The sequence below is a fragment of the uncultured Pseudoflavonifractor sp. genome (assembly GCA_904419835.1).
In the GTDB taxonomy this organism is placed as follows: domain Bacteria; phylum Bacillota; class Clostridia; order Oscillospirales; family Oscillospiraceae; genus Pseudoflavonifractor.
The window spans coordinates 23361-40753 of sequence record CAJFTA010000003.1; the positions used below are offsets into that span (position 1 = coordinate 23361).

At 61.0% G+C, this 17393-nt stretch carries 20 protein-coding genes; all 20 read right to left on the reverse strand.

Translation table 11 applies throughout. The annotated features are described in order from the left end of the window. Positions 1-2: 2 nt before the first annotated feature. Positions 3-896 carry a diadenylate cyclase CdaA gene (cdaA, locus tag QZY67_RS00825; RefSeq protein ID WP_294532243.1) on the reverse strand — a complete coding sequence of 298 codons (894 nt, stop codon included), beginning with the start codon at positions 894-896 and terminating at the stop codon, positions 3-5. A 231-nt stretch (positions 897-1127) separates the two neighbouring features. Beyond that, on the reverse strand, positions 1128-2273 hold the full coding sequence (locus QZY67_RS00830) for an aminotransferase class V-fold PLP-dependent enzyme (protein WP_295368110.1): 1146 nt from the start codon (positions 2271-2273) through the stop codon (positions 1128-1130). Continuing rightward, positions 2270-2527 (reverse strand): DUF3343 domain-containing protein, encoded by a 258-nt coding sequence (locus tag QZY67_RS00835; RefSeq protein WP_294532295.1) that lies wholly within the window; start codon positions 2525-2527, stop codon positions 2270-2272. Before QZY67_RS00835 ends, QZY67_RS00830 begins: the two co-directional genes overlap by 4 nt. Positions 2528-2748: 221 nt before the next feature. Next, positions 2749-3222, reverse strand: a complete 474-nt coding sequence (gene ispF / locus QZY67_RS00840; RefSeq protein ID WP_295368111.1) for a 2-C-methyl-D-erythritol 2,4-cyclodiphosphate synthase — start codon at positions 3220-3222, stop codon at positions 2749-2751. Positions 3223-3273: 51 nt separating this feature from the next. Beyond that, positions 3274-4002 carry a 2-C-methyl-D-erythritol 4-phosphate cytidylyltransferase gene (gene ispD, locus QZY67_RS00845; RefSeq protein ID WP_295368112.1) on the reverse strand — a complete coding sequence of 243 codons (729 nt, stop codon included), beginning with the start codon at positions 4000-4002 and terminating at the stop codon, positions 3274-3276. A gap of 175 nt (positions 4003-4177) precedes the next feature. Continuing rightward, positions 4178-4654, reverse strand: a complete 477-nt coding sequence (locus QZY67_RS00850) for a CarD family transcriptional regulator (RefSeq protein WP_294532231.1) — start codon at positions 4652-4654, stop codon at positions 4178-4180. A gap of 179 nt (positions 4655-4833) precedes the next feature. Then, positions 4834-6855 (reverse strand): bifunctional 4-hydroxy-3-methylbut-2-enyl diphosphate reductase/30S ribosomal protein S1, encoded by a 2022-nt coding sequence (locus QZY67_RS00855; protein ID WP_295368113.1) that lies wholly within the window; start codon positions 6853-6855, stop codon positions 4834-4836. Continuing rightward, entirely contained in the window at positions 6852-7469 is a 618-nt protein-coding gene (locus QZY67_RS00860; protein WP_295368114.1) for a lysophospholipid acyltransferase family protein, read from the reverse strand. Before QZY67_RS00860 ends, QZY67_RS00855 begins: the two co-directional genes overlap by 4 nt. Next, positions 7466-8146, reverse strand: coding sequence for a (d)CMP kinase (gene cmk / locus QZY67_RS00865; RefSeq protein ID WP_294532292.1), 681 nt, complete (start codon positions 8144-8146; stop codon positions 7466-7468). The genes QZY67_RS00860 and cmk overlap by 4 nt, the downstream gene beginning before the upstream one ends. Further along, positions 8140-9402: an NAD(P)/FAD-dependent oxidoreductase gene (locus tag QZY67_RS00870; RefSeq protein WP_295368115.1), complete on the reverse strand. Its 1263-nt coding sequence runs from the start codon at positions 9400-9402 to the stop codon at positions 8140-8142. Before QZY67_RS00870 ends, cmk begins: the two co-directional genes overlap by 7 nt. After that, entirely contained in the window at positions 9399-10286 is an 888-nt protein-coding gene (locus QZY67_RS00875) for a MurR/RpiR family transcriptional regulator (protein WP_295368116.1), read from the reverse strand. Before QZY67_RS00875 ends, QZY67_RS00870 begins: the two co-directional genes overlap by 4 nt. A 305-nt stretch (positions 10287-10591) precedes the next feature. Next, positions 10592-11317, reverse strand: coding sequence for a pseudouridine synthase (locus tag QZY67_RS00880; protein WP_295368117.1), 726 nt, complete (start codon positions 11315-11317; stop codon positions 10592-10594). Positions 11318-11336: 19 nt separating this feature from the next. Continuing rightward, positions 11337-12515, reverse strand: a complete 1179-nt coding sequence (locus QZY67_RS00885; protein WP_295368118.1) for a D-alanyl-D-alanine carboxypeptidase family protein — start codon at positions 12513-12515, stop codon at positions 11337-11339. 90 nt (positions 12516-12605) lie between these two features. Next, entirely contained in the window at positions 12606-13019 is a 414-nt protein-coding gene (ytfJ, locus tag QZY67_RS00890; protein ID WP_294532212.1) for a GerW family sporulation protein, read from the reverse strand. A 2-nt stretch (positions 13020-13021) separates the two neighbouring features. After that, positions 13022-13639, reverse strand: a complete 618-nt coding sequence (locus QZY67_RS00895) for a DUF2953 domain-containing protein (RefSeq protein WP_295368119.1) — start codon at positions 13637-13639, stop codon at positions 13022-13024. A 4-nt stretch (positions 13640-13643) separates the two neighbouring features. After that, positions 13644-14279 carry an SMC-Scp complex subunit ScpB gene (gene scpB, locus QZY67_RS00900; protein ID WP_295368120.1) on the reverse strand — a complete coding sequence of 212 codons (636 nt, stop codon included), beginning with the start codon at positions 14277-14279 and terminating at the stop codon, positions 13644-13646. Between the two features lie 20 nt (positions 14280-14299). Further along, positions 14300-15106 carry a segregation/condensation protein A gene (locus QZY67_RS00905; protein ID WP_294532205.1) on the reverse strand — a complete coding sequence of 269 codons (807 nt, stop codon included), beginning with the start codon at positions 15104-15106 and terminating at the stop codon, positions 14300-14302. Further along, the gene (locus tag QZY67_RS00910) at positions 15103-15792 is read right to left on the reverse strand and encodes a site-2 protease family protein (RefSeq protein WP_294532201.1); all 690 of its coding nucleotides are present in this window, start codon (positions 15790-15792) and stop codon (positions 15103-15105) included. Before QZY67_RS00910 ends, QZY67_RS00905 begins: the two co-directional genes overlap by 4 nt. 248 nt (positions 15793-16040) lie before the next feature. Next, complete coding sequence (locus QZY67_RS00915) at positions 16041-16793, reverse strand: fumarylacetoacetate hydrolase family protein (RefSeq protein WP_294532199.1); 753 nt, start codon at positions 16791-16793, stop codon at positions 16041-16043. Next, entirely contained in the window at positions 16790-17389 is a 600-nt protein-coding gene (yihA, locus tag QZY67_RS00920; protein ID WP_295368122.1) for a ribosome biogenesis GTP-binding protein YihA/YsxC, read from the reverse strand. Before yihA ends, QZY67_RS00915 begins: the two co-directional genes overlap by 4 nt. Positions 17390-17393: the final 4 nt, after the last annotated feature.

Genomic DNA, 17393 nt, shown 5'->3' on the forward strand with positions numbered 1-17393 from the left:
ACTTACTGTCCCTTACTTTTTTCCACATCGGCCTTCTCACCTCTTCTCGACTTAAAAATGATGTTAAGGGGGTTGAATTTGGGCTTATCATTCTCATCGCTCTGAGGCAGAAGCTCGTTGCGCAGCAGACGCTCCAGGGTCTCAGGCGCCAGATGGCGCTTCAGCATGCCCCCCGTTGCCACGGAGATGGAGCCTGTCTCCTCCGAGACAATGGCCACTACCGCGTCTGAATGCTCACTGGCGCCGATACCGGCCCGGTGGCGCATGCCCAGGTCACGGGAGAGATTCACATTTCCGGACAGGGGCAGCATGCAGCCTGCGCCCGCAATCCGCCCGGCCCTTACAATGACCGCGCCGTCATGGAGCGGCGCCTTGTTCCAGAAAATATTCTTCAGCAGTTCGGCATTGACCACGCAGTCCAGAGCTGTTCCGGTTTTTATGGCGTCATCCAGCTGGTTTTTCCTTTCAAAGACCATCAATGCGCCGGTTTTGGTCTTAGAGAGGTCCGTATAGGCCCGCACTGTCTGGGTAATGGCATTCTCCAGCTCGCCGGGCGCCTCTTCCCTGACAAACACGCTGCCGATACGGCTGCGGCCCATCTGCTCCAAAAAACGCCGTATCTCAGGCTGAAACAAAATGACCAGGGCCAGAACGCCCCACTCCAACACCCTGCCCATCACATAGCTGAGCATCCGAAGGTTAAATGCGCTGACCAGCACAAAGGCCACGATTACAAGGAGAACGCCCTTCATAACCTGACCAGAGCTGGTGCGGCGGACAATCATCAGCAGCTTATAGAAAATAAACGCCATGATAATGATGTCCAGGATATCTGCTACACCAATGGCAGGAAAGGCCATAAAGGTCTCCTGAACCCACTGTATTATCTGTTCCATTCTTCCCTTCACCTGCACTTTAGCCGTCCGGGTATGTTCATCTATGGACTGGTCGGACTGACGTTTTCATACTCTGCCTATTTTAAAGATTATACTTTATCGCTGTGGAAATGGCAATACAGCAGACATGAATTTTCTATAAATTCCCGCGGTCCTCTACTGCTGTCCTTCTCTTTTCCACTGTTTTATGAAAAAGCCGCTATGCTTTGGGCTGCAAAGCATAGCGGCTTTTTAATGCCGGACAGTGTCCTGCGCACAGGCGGCGATGCACCTCACGGCCCGGACAAACTGCTCTGTTTCACAAAGGCTGTTAAAGGCGGAAAAGCTGGCACGAACTGTGCCTGTCTCCAGTGTGCCCGCAGACTGATGGGCCAGCGGCGCGCAGTGAAGCCCCGCCCGGACCGCAATTCCCATCTCTCCCAGCGCGGCTCCTGCCTCCTCGCAGTCCATGTCTTGAACGCAGAAAGACAGGACCCCCGCCTGCCTTGTGCCCTCTCCCGCCGCATATACGGTCACACCGGGAATTCCAGCCAGCGCCCGGGCAGTACGTCTGGTAAGCATCGCTTCGTGTGCAAAAATTTTATCTGTCCCCATTCTGGATACGTATCGGATTCCCTCCAGCAGACCGGCAATGCCCGCAATATTGTGGGTGCCCGCCTCCAGCCGGTCAGGCAGAAAATCCGGCATCTCCTGGAGGGCCGAAAGGCTCCCTGTGCCCCCCTCCAGGAGGGGCTGCGTCTCCGCGCCGCACAGAAGCAGCCCGGTGCCCTGGGGACCGTACAGCCCCTTATGCCCTGGCATAGCAATAAAGGCCGCTCTCAGCTCATCCATGTGCACCCGCAGGCAGCCGGCAGATTGGGAGGCATCCAGGATGAACGGCACGCCCCGCTCCCCGCACAGCGCGGCAATCCGGTCTATGGGGAGAATATAGCCGAACACGTTGGACACATGGTTGCAGATCACCGCCCGTACCTCTCCGGTCAGCTGCTCCTCAAACTGCCGGACCAGCTGGTCCGGACAAAACAGTGGCCCGGAGGCCACCTTAATCCGCACGTCCCGCATACTGTGGAGCGGGCGGGTCACCGCATTGTGCTCATAGCCGGAGATGAGCACGGTATCTCCCGGATGGACCAGGGATTTGATCGCCAGGTTGAGCCCGTGGGTAGCGTTCATGGTAAACACCACCTGCTCAGGGTTCTCCACCCGGAACAGCTCGGCGGCGGCCTGACGGCAGGCAAACGCGGTATCTGCCGCCAGCGCCGCCGGACGGTGGCTCCCGCGGCCCGGACTGGCCATATGCCCCATGGCATAGGCCGTCGCCCGGGCCACGGACGGCGGCTTCTGCATGGTTGTGGCAGCGCTGTCCAGATATATCATAGCAGCCGTACCTCTTTGTAGCTCCCGTCGGCGGACTGGATAAAGACCCGTCTGGGGGCGAGCCCCACCCGCCCCAGAATTGTCAGGGCATCCGCCAGATTGCGCTCTGACACCTTCACCGCGTGGCTGCATCCCTCTCCGGAAATACTTCTGGGGGAGCGCAGAATGTGGGCCGTAATACCAGCCCGCTCCAATGCCTGGGCTGTCCGCTGGGCATAGGTCAGGGAGCGGCAGATAATCAGGTAGTATACCATCAAACATGACCATTCCTTTCCTGGGTATTCTCAATGGCCGCAGCCTTCTGAGAGGAATGTCATTGTTCCTTGCGTTCTGCGCTGCCCCTGCCGGGCATGGCGGGACAAAACGCTCCTCTCGCCCCAGTATATGCCGTTCAGAGGCGTCCGGTCACCGGACGAGAACTTCCATGCGCCCGGAGCACGGCAAAAGGGGCGCCGCCAAATGGCAGCGCCCCTCATTATACCTCTTCCAGCAGGACAACCGCGTGGGCGGCAATCCCCTCCCCGCTTCCGGTAAAGCCCAGGCCCTCCTCTGTGGTGGCCTTCACGTTTACCCGGCTCTCAGGGACGCCCATATGCTGCGCCAGCACAGCCCGCATAGCGGGAATATGGCCCGCCAGCCTGGGCCGCTGGGCTAGAATGGTCATATCCGCATTTCCCAGTCTGAACCCACTGGAATGCAGCCGCTCCATTACCCGGTCCAGCAGTACTAAGCTGGAGATCCCCCCATAGGCCGGGTCGTTGTCGGGGAACAGCTTCCCGATGTCCCCCAGCGCCGCAGCGCCCAAAAGGGCGTCCATCAATGCATGAGTCAGCACGTCGGCATCCGAGTGCCCCAGCAGTCCCTTCTCCCAGGGGATCTCCACCCCACCCAGAATCAGCTTCCGCTCCGATACCAGGCGGTGCACGTCATATCCATGTCCAATCCGCAATCCCGCTCACTCGCTTTCCTCTGCCCCTGCTGTCCGGGCAGCATAATATCTCTATGTATCCCTGCTGTGCAGAATGGCCTCGGCCATCAGCATATCTGCCGGGGTTGTAATTTTGATGTTCTCATAGGAACCCTCTGTCAGGCAGACCTTCATACCAATGCGCTCCACCGCGCCGCAGTCATCGGTAATGGCCGCGCCGTCCTCCCCAGCTCTGCGCAGTGCGCCCAGCAGCAGGTCGCTGTCAAACACCTGAGGCGTCTGGACGGCAAAAAGCTGTGTCCGGTCCGGCGTCTCCACCACCACGCCATCCAACGCCCGCTTGACGGTGTCCTTCACCGGCACCGCCGGCGCGGCGGCGCCGCACTCCGCAGCCTTCCGGATGGCCGCGTCGATCACCTCCACTGTCACCAGCGGTCGGGCGCCGTCATGGACGGCAATAAGCTCCGCCCTGCCGCTCACCTCCTCCACGCCGATCAGCACGGAGTCCGCCCTGGTGGCGCCGCCAACCAGCACCTTTGTCACCTTGTCCAGCGCGCAGTCCCGGCAGAGCTGTCCCACCGGCACAATTAAATCCTCCCGGGTGACCACCACAATCTCCTGAATCCGCTCCGAGGCGCTCAGCGCCCGCAGCGTATGCATCAGGACGGGGATATCGTCCAGGGGCAGCAGGATTTTGTCCTGCCCCCCCATTCTCCGGGATGAACCTGCCGCAGGCACAACCGCCGCGCACCGCGGCCCCTGCGGCTCCCGTTTCCTTCGCAGCCTTTTAATCAGTCCCACGTTCCTTCTCCCTTTCAGGTAGCGTGCCCCGCCTTCTTTTCCGCCATGGATATACCAAAAAAGCACAACTTCCTCCCGACTCTTGACGCCCCCGCGTCAGCCGAGGGGAAGTTATGCTTCCGACGAGCCGCAGGCTTTCCGGCCTGCGGCAGACAATCCTTCTTTTCTATCTTTATTAGGCCATCGCGCCGTTTATACGCGCTTCCACGTCCTCGTAGCTGGCATTCTGTGAGAGGACAATCTCAGAAATCAAAATCTGCTTTGCAGAGTGCAGCATCTTGCGCTCCCCGGTGGAGAGTCCCCGGTCCACATCGCGGCGCATCAGCCCCTTGACCACCCGGGCCACCTCCAGCAGATCGCCGCTCTTTAGGCGCATCATGTTTTCCCGGTAGCGGCGGTTCCAGTTCTGGGTCATATCCACCTCAATGTCCCGTATGGCGGCAAGGACCCTGTCTGCCTCGTCCCGTCTGCAGACAGGCCGCACACCTATCTCCTCGCTGTGCTCCGTGGGGACCATAACCAGCATCCCGCCAACAGGCAGCTTGAGAATGTAGTACTCCCGCACCACACCGTTTACCTTCTTGCGGACAATGCTGTCTACTACGCCTGCACCGTGCATTGGATGGACGATTTTATCGCCTACCTGAAACATGTTACACCTCCAGTTACCGCTCATACCTCCACTATACTTTTATAGTTATATTATAGTCAATTTTCGCTCATTTTGCAAGGGAAAAACGGCAAAATCATTAACCAAACTGTAAATATTGTGAAAAAGCGGCCTGTTTTCAGAAGAAAACAGGCCGCTTCCGGGCTTTGCCTATTGTGGAATTACTCCGCGTCGGTACCGGCAAAGTCGCCGGCCACCTCGGTGCCCTCGCTGTCAGAGGTGGCAACCAGAGCGTCGGCGCCGTCAGCATCGGCGGCGGAAGAGCGCTGGGCATCCTCCAGCAGAGCGCGGATGGACAGGGAAACCTTTTTGCGGTCCATGTCGATATCGGTGATCTTCACATCTACCATCTGGCCCTCGCTGAGCACATCGCCGGGCTTGTCGATGCGGTGATCGGCAATCTGGGAGATGTGGATCAGGCCGTCCACGCCGGGGACGATCTCGGCAAAGGCGCCGAAGGTCATCAGCTTGACCACCTTGACGTTGGCGGTGTCGCCCACGCCGTACTTGGTGGTGAACACAGTCCAGGGATCCTGGCTGCGGTCCTTCATGCCCAGGGAGATCTTCTTCTTCTCCTTGTCGAAGGAAATGACGTACACCTCCACGGTGTCGCCCACCTTCACCACCTCAGAGGGGTGCTTGATACGGCTCCAGGAGAGCTCAGAGATGTGGACCATGCCGTCCACGCCGCCGATGTCCACAAAGGCGCCGTAGGAAGTCAGGGACTTCACGGTGCCGGTGTACTTCTTGCCCTCCTCGATGTTCTCCCACACCTCGGCGGCCTTGGCGGCGCGCTCCTCGGCGGTGACAGCGCGGATGGAGCCCACCACGCGGCGGCGGGCGCGGTTAACCTCAGTGATGCGGAGGCGGACGTGCTTCTTCAGCAGCTCGCTCATGGGAGTCTCGCGGGGCAGGCCAGTCTGGGAGGCGGGCACAAACACCCGGACGCCCTTGATGCTGACCACAACGCCGCCCTTGTTCTCCTCGGTGACAACGCCCTCGACAGTGGTGTGATCCTCACGGGCCTGCTCAATATCGTCCCAGCTCTTGACGGTGTCGAGACGCTTCTTGGACAGGGTGACAACACCCTCCTGATCGTTGACGCGCATGACATAGGTCTCGATCTCGTCGCCCACGTGGACCAGATCTTCGACCTTTACAGTGGGATCGTCGGTCAGCTCAGACACCGGTATGTAACCGGCGTGCTTGGTGCCGAGATCGACATAGATCTCAGTGGGCGTAATGCCAGTGACAACGCCTGTAACCTTCTCCCCTGTATTTAAAGTTTTGATCGATTTCTCCAGCATTTCAGCGAAGGATTCCTCGATCTCCATGGTTTCGTCGCTCATTTTGTCATAGACCTCCTTTATAATCCACCCGGGCGTGGACGCACCCGCGGTGATTCCAATAGAAGCCTTCCCGTACAGGTTGGAAGGTTCCAGATCCTCCGCCCCTTCGATCCAGAGGACCTGAGGACAGAGGGCCGCGCACAGCTCCGCAAGCCTTCTCGTATTGGAGCTCTTGCGGTCTCCAATTACAATCATGGCATCACTTTGGGCGGCCAGAGCCTGGGCCGCTTCCTGGCGCTTGCACGTAGCACTACATATTGTATCAAAAACTTTTAAATTTGTACACTCTTTTTTTGCTTTTTCTACGCACAAATCCCAACTTTTTCTGGCAGCGGTGGTTTGAGAAACCAAAGTAAGGGGCTTTTCCCGGTTTTCAGGCTCTTTCTCCAGCCATTTTCCCAGCGCCTCCGCGTTCTCCAAAACCACCGGATGGGCGCACCATCCGGCAATCGCGGTGATCTCCGGATGGTTGGGCGTCCCGATGATAACGGGCTGTCGGCCCGCCTGCTCCGCCTCGGCCACAATTCTGTGAATGCGGGACACATTGGGGCAGGTGGCATCCAGAATTTCCCCCCGGGCCCTCAGCACCTCATGGACCGCCCTGGGTTCACCGTGGGACCGGATAAGCACCGCCGCTCCCTCGGGGACCTCCTCGGGCCGCGACACGCTGGTCAGGCCCATGGACTCCAGATGGCGCACCACGCTGTCGTTGTGAATCAGGCTGCCCAGCATGACGCATCGCTTCCCGGAGGCGGCCGCCTGCTCCGCCATCTCCACCGCCCGCTTGACGCCGTAGCAGAAGCCGGCGTGCTCCGCCATTGTCACCCTGCTCATGCCGCCTTGGCCCCCAGGGCGTGGATGCGCTCCATCAGCTCTTCGGCGATCTCCTTATACTCCTCCGCGGTTCCCTTTTTGCTCTCCACATGGGGATAGTATGGCTCACCGATCACGATATTAGTAAACCGGAACCACTTCTTTTTTTCCGGGATGTAAACCGGGACAATCGGCGCGCCGGTACGGACGGCTAACATGGCCGCGCCGCTCTTGGCCTCGCTCTCGTGGCCATGCTTATCCACGCCGCCCTTTACGCGGGTGCCCTCGGGGAAGAGCAGCACCTTTTCACCGCTCTTTAGGTACTTGATAGCGGTCTTGATGGCGGTCACGTCGGACTTGCCGCGGTCGACGGCAAATACCCCTGCCTTTTTCAGCAGCCAGCCCAGCACCGGGATGTTCATAAACTCGGACTTGGCCATGGGCCGGAGCTGATACTTCCGCCCCACCGCCATCACCAGGCAGACCGGGTCGTTCAGACAGGAGTGGTTGGCGCAGAACAGGGCCCCGCCCTGGGGCAGGTTCTCTTTCCCGATGGCCCGGCAGGGGTGGCACAGGCTGAAGAAGGGCCAGATAATGGTCCACAGAATGGAATATACTCTATATATGCTTCTCATGCGTCCAGACGCTCCTTAATGGTTTTCAGCAGCACCTCATAGCTCTCTTCCAGGGAGTTGCCGGTGGTATCCACCGGAATCGCGTCCTCCGCCTTGCGCAGCGGCGCGGCGGCCCGCTGGGTGTCCTTTTCATCCCGGGCCACGATCTCGGAGAGCACAGTGTCGTAATCACTGTCCACGCCCCGCTCCTTCAGCTCGGCATACCGGCGGCGAGCCCGATCCTCGGAGGTGGCGGTGAGAAAGATCTTTACGTCTGCCTCCGGCAGCACCACAGTACCGATATCCCGGCCGTCCATAATCACATTCTGCCGCCGGGCCAGATCCCGCTGCATATCCATCAGGAAGGCTCTCACCTCGGGGACCGCAGACACCGCTGAGGCATAGCGGGAGATCTCGGGCAGACGGATCTCCTCGCTCACATCCTCATTGTCCAGGTACATATGCTGGAGGCCGTCCGCACCGTGGCGCAGGTCAATGGACAGCCCGGGCAGCATGCCGATTACGGCGCCGCTGTCCTCCGGCGAAATGCCGCTGCGCCAGGCGGCCAGCCCCACCGTGCGGTAAATGGCGCCTGTGTCCACATAGAGATACCCAAGGGATTTGGCCAGCATCCTGGCCAGTGTGCTCTTTCCCGCGCCGGACGGCCCGTCCACCGCAATGCTTCTGTACTTCAATATAAATCTCCTCCCGCCTGTAATACAGTCTCCGCGGCAGATTCTCCCGCCGCATGGCCGGTAGACCACGCAATCTGAAGATTAAAGCCGCCGGTGTAGGCGTCGGCGTCCAGCACCTCACCTGCAAAGTAAACGCCCTTTACAAGCTTTGACTGCATTGTCTTGGGATCCACCTCGGTCACCTTGATGCCGCCAGAGGTCACAATGGCCTCCTCCACCGGCCGGGGACCGGTAATCTCCACCGGAAAGCCCTTCAGCAGCTCCAGCAGCCGCCTCCGCCCCTCCCGGGTCACAGAGTTGGCCTTTGTCCCGGCCGGGATGCCGGTCAGCTCCGCCAGCACCGGCACCATCAGCCGGGGGACCAGGCCGTCCAGCACATTGTGAAATTCCCGGTTGGGGTTCTCCCCCAGGTCCCGCAGGAGGCGGGCGTCCAGGGTCTTCTCGTCCAGCGCCGGCTTCATGTCAATCCAGACCGTGTAGTGCTCCTTGTCAAAGTCCCGCATATGGGCGCTGGCGCTGAGAATCAGAGGCCCGGAGAGGCCGAAATGGGTGAACAGCATCTCCCCCTGCTCCTGGTAAATCACCTTTTTCTTGCTGTTTTTCACCTTAATCGCCACGTTCCGCAGGGAAAGCCCCTGCATTCTGCGGCACAGTTCTCCCTCTGCCACCAGCGGCACCAGGGAGGGCTTGGGCGGAATGATGGTGTGGCCCAGCGCCGCCGCCATCTGATAGCCGTCGCCGGTGGAACCGGTCAGCGGATAAGAGACGCCGCCGGTGGCAAGGATAACCGCCTTACAATGGTACTCACCCCGCTCCGTGCGCACCCGCAGGCCCTCCCCGGAGGAGCGGATATCCGCCGCACGCTCCTCCCGGATCTCCACCCCCGCCCGGCGCAGCCCCAACAACAGAGCGTCGATGATATCCGCCGCCTTGTCAGACTGGGGAAACACCCGGTTCCCCCGCTCCGTCTTGAGGGTCACCCCCAGAGAGGTAAAGAGCTCCTTTACCGACGCGGGTGGGAATCGAGTCACCGAGCTGGTGAGAAACCGGCCGTTGTGGGGGATGTTCTTCAATACCTCGTCGGGGCCGCAGTCGTTGGTGACGTTGCAGCGGCCCTTTCCGGTGATGTACAGCTTGCGGCCCAGCTTCTGGTTGCGTTCCAGCAGTATGACGGACGCCCCGTTCCGGGCCGCGGTGAGGGCGGCCATGCAGCCCGCCGCGCCGCCGCCAATGACAACAATCTCTGTCTCTATGGTCAAGTTCCCCCGCTCCTATCTGTTCCGTCTTCAATTTTTTCATAGACCTCATACTCGTCCCAGATCTTCTCCAGCTTTCCAAAGGTCTCGGACAGGTCGTCGTTCTTCTTCCGGCCCACCGCCACAATCAGGGCGTTAATCAGGGAGAGGGGCGCCACAAGGGAGTCCACAAAGGACGCCATGTCACTCTTGGCCAGCAAGGCGTGGTCGGCAATGGCCGCCAGCGGGGACGCCTCGCTGTCCGTAACGGCCAGCACCGTGGCCCCCTGCTTCCGCGCAAACTCCATGGCCCGCACCGTCCGCCGGGAGTAGCGCGGGAAACTGACGCCGATGACCACGTCGCCCTCCCCCACCCGGAGCAGCTGCTCAAAGAGCTCACTGGCGGCAGAGGTATGCACCACCACCACATTGTCAAAAATCAGATTGAAATAGAAGCCCAGAAAGCTGGTAATGGCGGAGGCGGAGCGGATACCCATAATATAGATCCGTCTGGCGGACACAATGGCGTCCACAGAGGCGGTGAACGCCTCCCGGTTGGTCTCCTCCATGGTCAGGCGGATTTTCTCCATATCCGCCTGCATCACCATGGAGAGAATATCGTGGTCACCGATACGGTCATTGGACACCTCAATCCGCTGGATGCTGGTGAGCTTGTTGCGGATCATCTCCTGTAAAGCCTTCTGCATGGCGGGGTATCCGTCGTATCCCAGCTCTGCCGCAAAGCGGACCACCGTGGACTCGCTGACGTTCACCGTCTTGCCCAGCTTGCTGGCCGTCATAAAGGCGGCCTTGTCATAGGACTCCAGTATAAAATTGGCAATGAGCTTCTGCCCCTTGGAGAAGGTGCTCATATTGGACTGAATGGATGCTAGAACATCTCTCGGCATGAATGCGACCTCCTGCGTCTGCACAATGAAGCTGTCCGGCCCCGGTCTATGGCTGCCTGCTAAGTCGCCGGTATACCGTTCGGCGCCGGATATGCGGCAAAGATACCGCGCATCAGCCGTGCGCCGGGCTGATGCGCGGGCAAGCCGCAGCGCGGCTCACAGAGCGGCAGGCATCGCCGCCTGTCACAGTCTTTCGGAAAAACAGCGCGGCTGTTTCGCCGCGCGGAGGCAGCCGCCCTGAATAGGCGGCTGTTTTAATGATAGCGGTTATCCGTAAGAAAATCAACTGTCTTTTCCGGGTGGGATTATGTCTCCTCTCCCCGCTCCCCCAGCGCCAGCCGGAGCTCCCGGAGCGTCAGCCGCCGCCACTCCCCCGGGCGGAGGCCGCCCAGGGTCAGGTCGCCCTCCCGCACCCGTTTGAGGCGCTTTACCTCCAGACCCGCCAGGGCGCACATTCTGCGCACCTGACGGTTTCGCCCCTCATGAATGACCACGGACAGCCGGGCCCGGGCGGCGCCCTCCCGGCTGAGCACCCCCACCTTGGCGGGTGAGAGCGGCACGCCGTCCAGCTCCATGGGGCCGGACAGCACCGGAAGCGCTCGATCCACGTCCCCCTCTACTGTCACCAGGTACTCCTTCTCCACCTGGTGGCTGGGGTGAATCAGCCGCTGGGTAAAGTCCCCGTCGTCCGTCATCAGCAGCAGGCCCTCCGAATCCAGGTCCAGCCGCCCCACCGGCCAGACCCGGGCGCCGCAGCCAGACACCAGCTGCGCTACCGTCCTGCGCCCCCGCTCGTCGGAGAGGGTGGTTACATAGCCCCTGGGCTTATAAAGCATCAGGTATGTATGGGCGCCCGCCGGGCGGACGGGCTTCCCGTCCAGCCGGATGTCATCCTGCTTCGGGTCTGCCTTTTCGCCCAGCGCGGCGGTGCGGCCATTGACCGTCACCCTGCCCGCCGAGAGGTACTCCTCCGCCCGCCGGCGGGAGGCCAGGCCGGCGGCAGACAATATTTTCTGGATTCTCTCTTCCATAAGCTGCCTCCGAATTTCGTCAGCTCCACTGCCGCCGGCTGTACGAATTTAGTATCTGGGGATAAAACGCGGCCTTCATGCCGCCGCCTTCACCCAGGAAAAAGGAAAAAATCCGTTCCAATATGCTCTTGGGCTGAGCTGCATTGCGTTCCACGCTGTGGGAATACACCAGATAGGTGCTGCCCACCTCTTTCCCGTCCACATAATAGGTCAGGCTCCCGGCGATGTCGCCTTCCTTCACCGGGGCCTCCACCTCATCCGGCAGATCAATCTTCGCCGTCACCCGCTCGTCTGCCGCCAGCGGATAGCGGACATCCCGCTCAACCTGAACCGGCACAAACCGGACCAGACTCCCGGCAATGGGCAGTGTGCGAAGGTCCCGCCCGGCGGACGCCAGCAGAATGGACGGCCACTGGGAGAAGCCGTAGTCAAACATGGCCGCGTGGTCGGCCCAGTCGTTGGGCGCGTTGAGGGTGACGGCAATAAGCCGCTGCCCGTCCCGCTCGGCGCAGGACACCAGGGTCCTGCCCGCCGCGTCGGTGTAGCCAGTCTTCATGCCCACACAGCCCTCATACCGCCACAGAAGCTTGTTGTGGTTGGTCATAGTCCGCCCCGCCATGGTGACGGACTTTGTGCCCACAATTTCGGCCAGGTCCGGCTGCTCCATGACCACAATGGCCAGCTTTGCCATATCCGCCGCAGTGGAGTAGTGTCCCTCCGCCGGCAGGCCGTTGGGGTTGACGAAATGGGTGTGCTCCATGCCAAGCTCCTGGGCCCGCAGGTTCATCCACTCCACAAAGGTGTCCACGTCTCCGGCGCAGAAGCCGGCAATGGCCAGGGCGGCGTCATTGCCCGACACCAGCAGCAGGCCGTACAGCAGCTCCCGCAGGGTCAGCTCCTCCCCTTCCCGCAGGTACATGGAGGACCCCTCCGCCAGAGTCCACTCTTTTTGGATGGTCACCGCCCTGTCCAGATCAGAGGTGGACTCAACGGCCACCAGCGCGGTCATCAGCTTGGTAATGCTGGCAATGGCCCGCTCCTCATGGGCGTTTTTCTCCATCAGCACCCGGCCGCTCTCCGCGTCCACCAAAATGGCGCAGGACGCCGAAACCCCCGGCGTTCCGGCCCCATCGGCGGACAGCGGAAGCCAGGTCAGGCACAGCAGAGTGGCTGCAACCGCCGCGAAAACGCGCTTCATACAGCATCACCTCAGGCCGCCCGCCAGCCCTACGCCGCGGGCGCATGTTGATGCTAGTATGAGCCGAATCGGGCCGGAACATACCTGAAATCAGAAGGGTTCCGTCTCCGCCTTCTTCTCCTGCTGCTTCTCGATGAAGCCTGTCACCTTGTCGATGACCTCGGGCACCATCTCCACCACCCGGTCCACCGTGGTCCCGGGGGGCGGCGCGATAGGCAGCATGCGCACCGTGTCCCCCTTGACAATGAGGAAGGCGATGGGCATGATGTTCACGCCGGCGCCGCTGCCGCCGCCGAAGGCGTTGTCCGCCTCAGGCTTCTGGTTCTTGGTGGTAAAGTCGCTGCCGCCGGAGGCAAAGCCGAAGCTCACCTTGGACACAGGGATAATGGTTACATCTCCCGCCTCAATGGGCTTGCCCACAATGGTATTGACGTCCACCATCTCGCGGATCTTCTGCATGGTGGTGCTCATCAGGTCGCCGATGGGATGCTGCTTGTTTTCCATAGTCAGACCGCCTCTTTCTTTGTTTGCTCTTGGTTCCGTCCGGACCACAGCTTTAAAAATCGAATTCCCAGCCTCAGGGCCAGAGCCGCCGCCTGCCCCAAGCGCAGGGAGAAGGACCCATAGAGATAGATCTCCGGCTCCGTCAGGTTGAAATCCACTCTGGTTCTGATACGCCGGTCGCCAATATTGAAATTATTCTCCAGCAGGGGCCAGATCATACCGATTGCCGCATTTACGCCGCCAAAGGCCAGGGCCGCCGCCGCCGGGTCGGAAGCCGCCGCCGTCACATCCAGCAGAAGCCTGTCCACCCGCACTTTGCGCCGCAGCTGGCCTGCCGCGTCCGCTACCAGCGGGAGTATCGCCTTCAGCGGGCCGAGCTGCCCGCCCGGCTTGGGCTCCGGCTGCTCCTCCTCGGGTTTCGGTTTCTTCTTTACCCGCTTTGGCTTTTCCTGCCCGTCCGCCTTCTTCGGCCTGGGCGGGTACACCCTGATACGCAACGGGCCCGCACGCAGGCGGATCAGCACGCCGGAGCGGCTGTACTCCACCGTACCGCCCACCCGGACCAGGGAGAGCAGCACCAGCGCGGCGGCGATTGCCCCCAGGACAACCCATACCGTCATGCGCTCACGCCTCCGTCCCCTCGCCGCTTTGCCCGTTGTCCTCTGTCTGGGCCGCCGCGTCCTCCTGCACTGCCTTCAGCCGCTCCAGGTTTGCCTGCATCTCCATGGTGATCTGTCCGTCCTCCGGGCTGGCGCTGGGGAGCTCGGGCAGGTCCTCCAGGCTGCTCAGGCCAAAGGACCGCAGGAAGGTCTGGGTGGTACGGTAGAGGATTGGCCGTCCGGGCACGGAAAGGCGGCCGCACTCCTCAATCAGGTCCCGCTCCAGCAGCAGCCCCACGGTATAGGCGCTGTCCACGCCCCGGATCTGGTCCACATAGGCCCGGGTGGTGGGCTGATAGTAGGCGATGATGGCCAGCACCTCCAGGGCGGGCTGGGACAACCGGGCCGGGCGGCGGCTCTCAAAGGCCCGGCGGATACAGTCGGCATGCTCCGGCGCAGAGCAGAGCTGGTAGCTGTTCTCCAGCCGCAGCAGGCGCACGCCCCGGCGCTCGTAGCTGTAATAATCGGCCAGCCGCTGGCAGACGGCATCCACCGTGGCCCGGTCCAGGTCCAGCGCCATGCACAGCCGCTCCACGCCCACCGGGTCACCAGCGGCAAAGAGAATTCCCTCAATGGCGGACTCTATCTCCTTCACTTCCATGCGCAGCCCTCCCTGTGTTGTCAGTTCACATCCGTGGTAAACTCAAAATCCTCCGCCGCCTCGTCGGTGCAGGTCACCGTGCAGTCGGTCTCCGTGCCCGCCAGGCGCACCCGCCGGGCCCGGCACAGCTCCAGCACGGCGATGAAGGTGGCTACAATCTCGCTGCGGCTGCGGTTCCCCTTGAACAGGGCCCGGAACCGGGTCACGCCGAAACGAATGAGCTGCCGGAGAATCTCCCCCGCCTTGTCGGCCACCGGGTAGGGCTCCCGGCCCACAATTCCCTCAAAGGCCGCCATGGGCGGCGGAAGCCGGTTGTCCGACCGCTCCAGCACCGCCAGCATGGCCCGGCGCAGATCCTCCGCCTTGTGGACATAGCGGTAAGCCTTGTTGGTTGGAATCAGCTCGGGCGTCTTGGTGATGTAGTCCCGGCCCACCTCATTGCGGTCGGCCAGCGCCGGAATGACCGCCTTGATGCGGTTAAAATTCTCGTGGCGCTGGTGCTCCTCCAGGGAGGCGATGAGCTGCTCCATCTCGGAGAGGGCCTCCTCGTCGTGGATGGAGAGGAGCATTCTGGTCTTGATGAATACCAGCTGGGCCGCCATGGCTACAAATTCGCTGGCCACCTCCAGGTCCAGCTCCTTGCGCTTGTTCATCCAGTCCATGTACTGGTCCAGAATCACCGCAATCTGGATGTCCTTGATCTCCATCTTGTTCTTGGCCAGCAGGCTGAGGATCAGGTCCAGAGGGCCGGTAAAGTCCTCCATGTCCTCCGCCTTTGCCTTGACCACCTTTTCCAGATGAAAAATCGGCGTCTCTATGTCACTCACCCCAGAATGTCCAGAATCTGCGAGCCGATCACCAGCGCCTCCCAGGGCAGTCCGGTGACCCGGCACAGGAACTGCAGCACGCCGTTGATGCAGAAGGACAGCGGCCCGTCCAGCACATTGAAGAACACCAGCAAAATGACCGCGATCATGATATACCGCTCATAGCGCAGGATGGTGTAGTACACCCGGTCAGGAAGGAAGGAAAAGAGCACCTTGGAGCCGTCCAGAGGCGAGATGGGAATCAGGTTGAACAGCCCCAGGCCCACACTCAGAATAGCCACATTGCACAGGAAATAAAACACAACCAGCAGCACTATACTGTCTGTGGGCAGCAACAGACGGTATACCAGGGAGCAGATCAGCATGGTCACAATGGCCATCAGGAAATTGGAGACGGGCCCCGCCAGGGCGGTGACCGCCATATCCCGCTTAGGATTTTTGAAGTAGCGCATGTCCACCGGCACCGGCTTGGCCCAGCCCACGCCCGCGAAAATCATCATCAGAAAGCCGATGACATCCAGATGCTTGATGGGATTGAGGGTAAGCCGGCCCATCCGCTTGGCGGTGGGGTCCCCCAGGCGGTAGGCCACATAGCCGTGGGAGAGTTCATGGAACGTGATGCACACCAGTGCCGCCACTGCGCTCACAAGCAGAGAGAGCAGCCCCATCCAGTTCATATTCGTCATGTATTCCATTACTCTGTGCACAAAAAAGTCCCCTTTCGCGGGTCTGCACCGCCCCACAGCACGGGCGCCATCCCGGGATCCGCTCCGAAACAGGCGACGGAATCAATCGTAGAGAAAATATTATATCAAAGATAAACGAAAAACACAAGGAAAAGCCCTCTCGCCGCTGTTTTTCAAGTTTTTCCCGGATATGGCAGCGGAAAAAGGCCGGGCCGGGGACAGATATCCGTCACCGGGCCGGCCGCTTTTTACCGGATGTAATTGCGCAGGACGCCGATGCCCTCGATCTCCACCTCCACCACGTCGCCGGGCCGCATGGCGCCGATGCCCGCGGGGGTACCGGTGGTGACCACGTCGCCGGGCTCCAGGGTCATGGAGGCGGTGATGAACTCCATCAGCGCCGGAATTTTGGTCATAAACAGAGACGTGCGGGCGCTCTGCACGGTCCTGCCGTTGAGCCGGGTCTCAATCTTCAGGTCAGAGCCGTCCACCTCGTCCGTCACCAGAGGGCCGATGGGCGCAAAGCCGTCCATGCTCTTGCCCCGGCTCCACTGGCCGTCCGCCTTCTGCACGTCCCGGGCCGTTACGTCGTTGAGGCAGGTGTAGCCCAGGATATAGTCCCTGTACTCCTCCGCCTTCACGTGCTTGGCCCGTTTTTTCACCACAAAGGCCAGCTCACCCTCGTAGTCCAGCCGCTCCACAAAGCTGGGCGCGGACACCTCGCCCTCGGGGCGGTTGACCGTATTGGGCGCCTTGAGGAAGAGGATGGGCCGGTCAGGCACGCCCTCCCCCATCTCCATGGCGTGGTCGTAGTAATTCTTGCCCACGCAGACAATCTTGGTGGGCTCACAGGGCGCCAGTAGCCGGCACTGCTTCAGGGGCAGGCGCCCGCCGTCAAAGGTCAGCCTCTCATAGGGCGCGCCGGCCAGGGTCAGGACTTCATCATCCTTTAAAACACCCCAGACAGCCGTTCCATCCCGCTCAATCCGCACCAACTTCATTCCGACTCCCCCATGCTCTTCAGGATTTCACCCAGGAGCTCCTGCCGCCCTTCTCCTTTCTCCGCTGAGAAGGTAATTACCTTTACATCATCCGGCAATCCAAGGGTCTCCCGGATGCGGGCTAGGTTGGGCTCAATTTCGCTCTTGCGGAGCTTGTCCAGCTTGTTGGCCACCACCAGAAAGGGCTTTCCGCTCTGCTTGAACCACTCGCCCATGGTGCAGTCGTTCGCCGTGGGCTTGTGGCGGGCGTCCACAACCATGATGCCCAGGGTCATCAGCGCGTTGTCCGCAAACCAGCTCTCGATCAGCCGGCCCCAGCGCTCCTTCTCCGCCTGGGACACCTTGGCGTAGCCATAGCCGGGCAGGTCCACCAGATAGAGCTTTTCGTCGATGAGGAAATAGTTGATGTGGGTGGTCTTGCCGGGGGCCGCGCCCACCCGCGCCAAGTTCTTCCGCAGCAGAATTTTGTTGATCACCGAGGACTTGCCCACGTTGGACCGCCCGGCGAAAACCACCTGGGGCAGGCCGTCCCGGGGAAAATCTGCCGCTTTGGCGGCGGAGCGGACAAATTCCGCCCGCTGCAAATTCAAAGCCATGGTG

What these genes read in the sequence shown, in the direction of transcription:
- cdaA (WP_294532243.1), bottom strand. Translation starts at nt 896, where the DNA reads ATGGAACAGATAATACAGTGGGTTCAGGAGACCTTTATGGCCTTTCCT.
- QZY67_RS00830 (WP_295368110.1), bottom strand. Translation starts at nt 2,273, where the DNA reads ATGATATATCTGGACAGCGCTGCCACAACCATGCAGAAGCCGCCGTCC.
- QZY67_RS00835 (WP_294532295.1), bottom strand. Translation starts at nt 2,527, where the DNA reads ATGGTATACTACCTGATTATCTGCCGCTCCCTGACCTATGCCCAGCGG.
- QZY67_RS00850 (WP_294532231.1), bottom strand. Translation starts at nt 4,654, where the DNA reads ATGTTTCAGGTAGGCGATAAAATCGTCCATCCAATGCACGGTGCAGGC.
- QZY67_RS00855 (WP_295368113.1), bottom strand. Translation starts at nt 6,855, where the DNA reads ATGAGCAGGGTGACAATGGCGGAGCACGCCGGCTTCTGCTACGGCGTC.
- QZY67_RS00860 (WP_295368114.1), bottom strand. Translation starts at nt 7,469, where the DNA reads ATGAGAAGCATATATAGAGTATATTCCATTCTGTGGACCATTATCTGG.
- QZY67_RS00875 (WP_295368116.1), bottom strand. Translation starts at nt 10,286, where the DNA reads ATGCCGAGAGATGTTCTAGCATCCATTCAGTCCAATATGAGCACCTTC.
- QZY67_RS00880 (WP_295368117.1), bottom strand. Translation starts at nt 11,317, where the DNA reads ATGGAAGAGAGAATCCAGAAAATATTGTCTGCCGCCGGCCTGGCCTCC.
- QZY67_RS00885 (WP_295368118.1), bottom strand. Translation starts at nt 12,515, where the DNA reads ATGAAGCGCGTTTTCGCGGCGGTTGCAGCCACTCTGCTGTGCCTGACC.
- ytfJ (WP_294532212.1), bottom strand. Translation starts at nt 13,019, where the DNA reads ATGGAAAACAAGCAGCATCCCATCGGCGACCTGATGAGCACCACCATG.
- QZY67_RS00895 (WP_295368119.1), bottom strand. Translation starts at nt 13,639, where the DNA reads ATGACGGTATGGGTTGTCCTGGGGGCAATCGCCGCCGCGCTGGTGCTG.
- scpB (WP_295368120.1), bottom strand. Translation starts at nt 14,279, where the DNA reads ATGGAAGTGAAGGAGATAGAGTCCGCCATTGAGGGAATTCTCTTTGCC.
- QZY67_RS00910 (WP_294532201.1), bottom strand. Translation starts at nt 15,792, where the DNA reads ATGACGAATATGAACTGGATGGGGCTGCTCTCTCTGCTTGTGAGCGCA.
- QZY67_RS00915 (WP_294532199.1), bottom strand. Translation starts at nt 16,793, where the DNA reads ATGAAGTTGGTGCGGATTGAGCGGGATGGAACGGCTGTCTGGGGTGTT.
- yihA (WP_295368122.1), bottom strand. Translation starts at nt 17,389, where the DNA reads ATGGCTTTGAATTTGCAGCGGGCGGAATTTGTCCGCTCCGCCGCCAAA.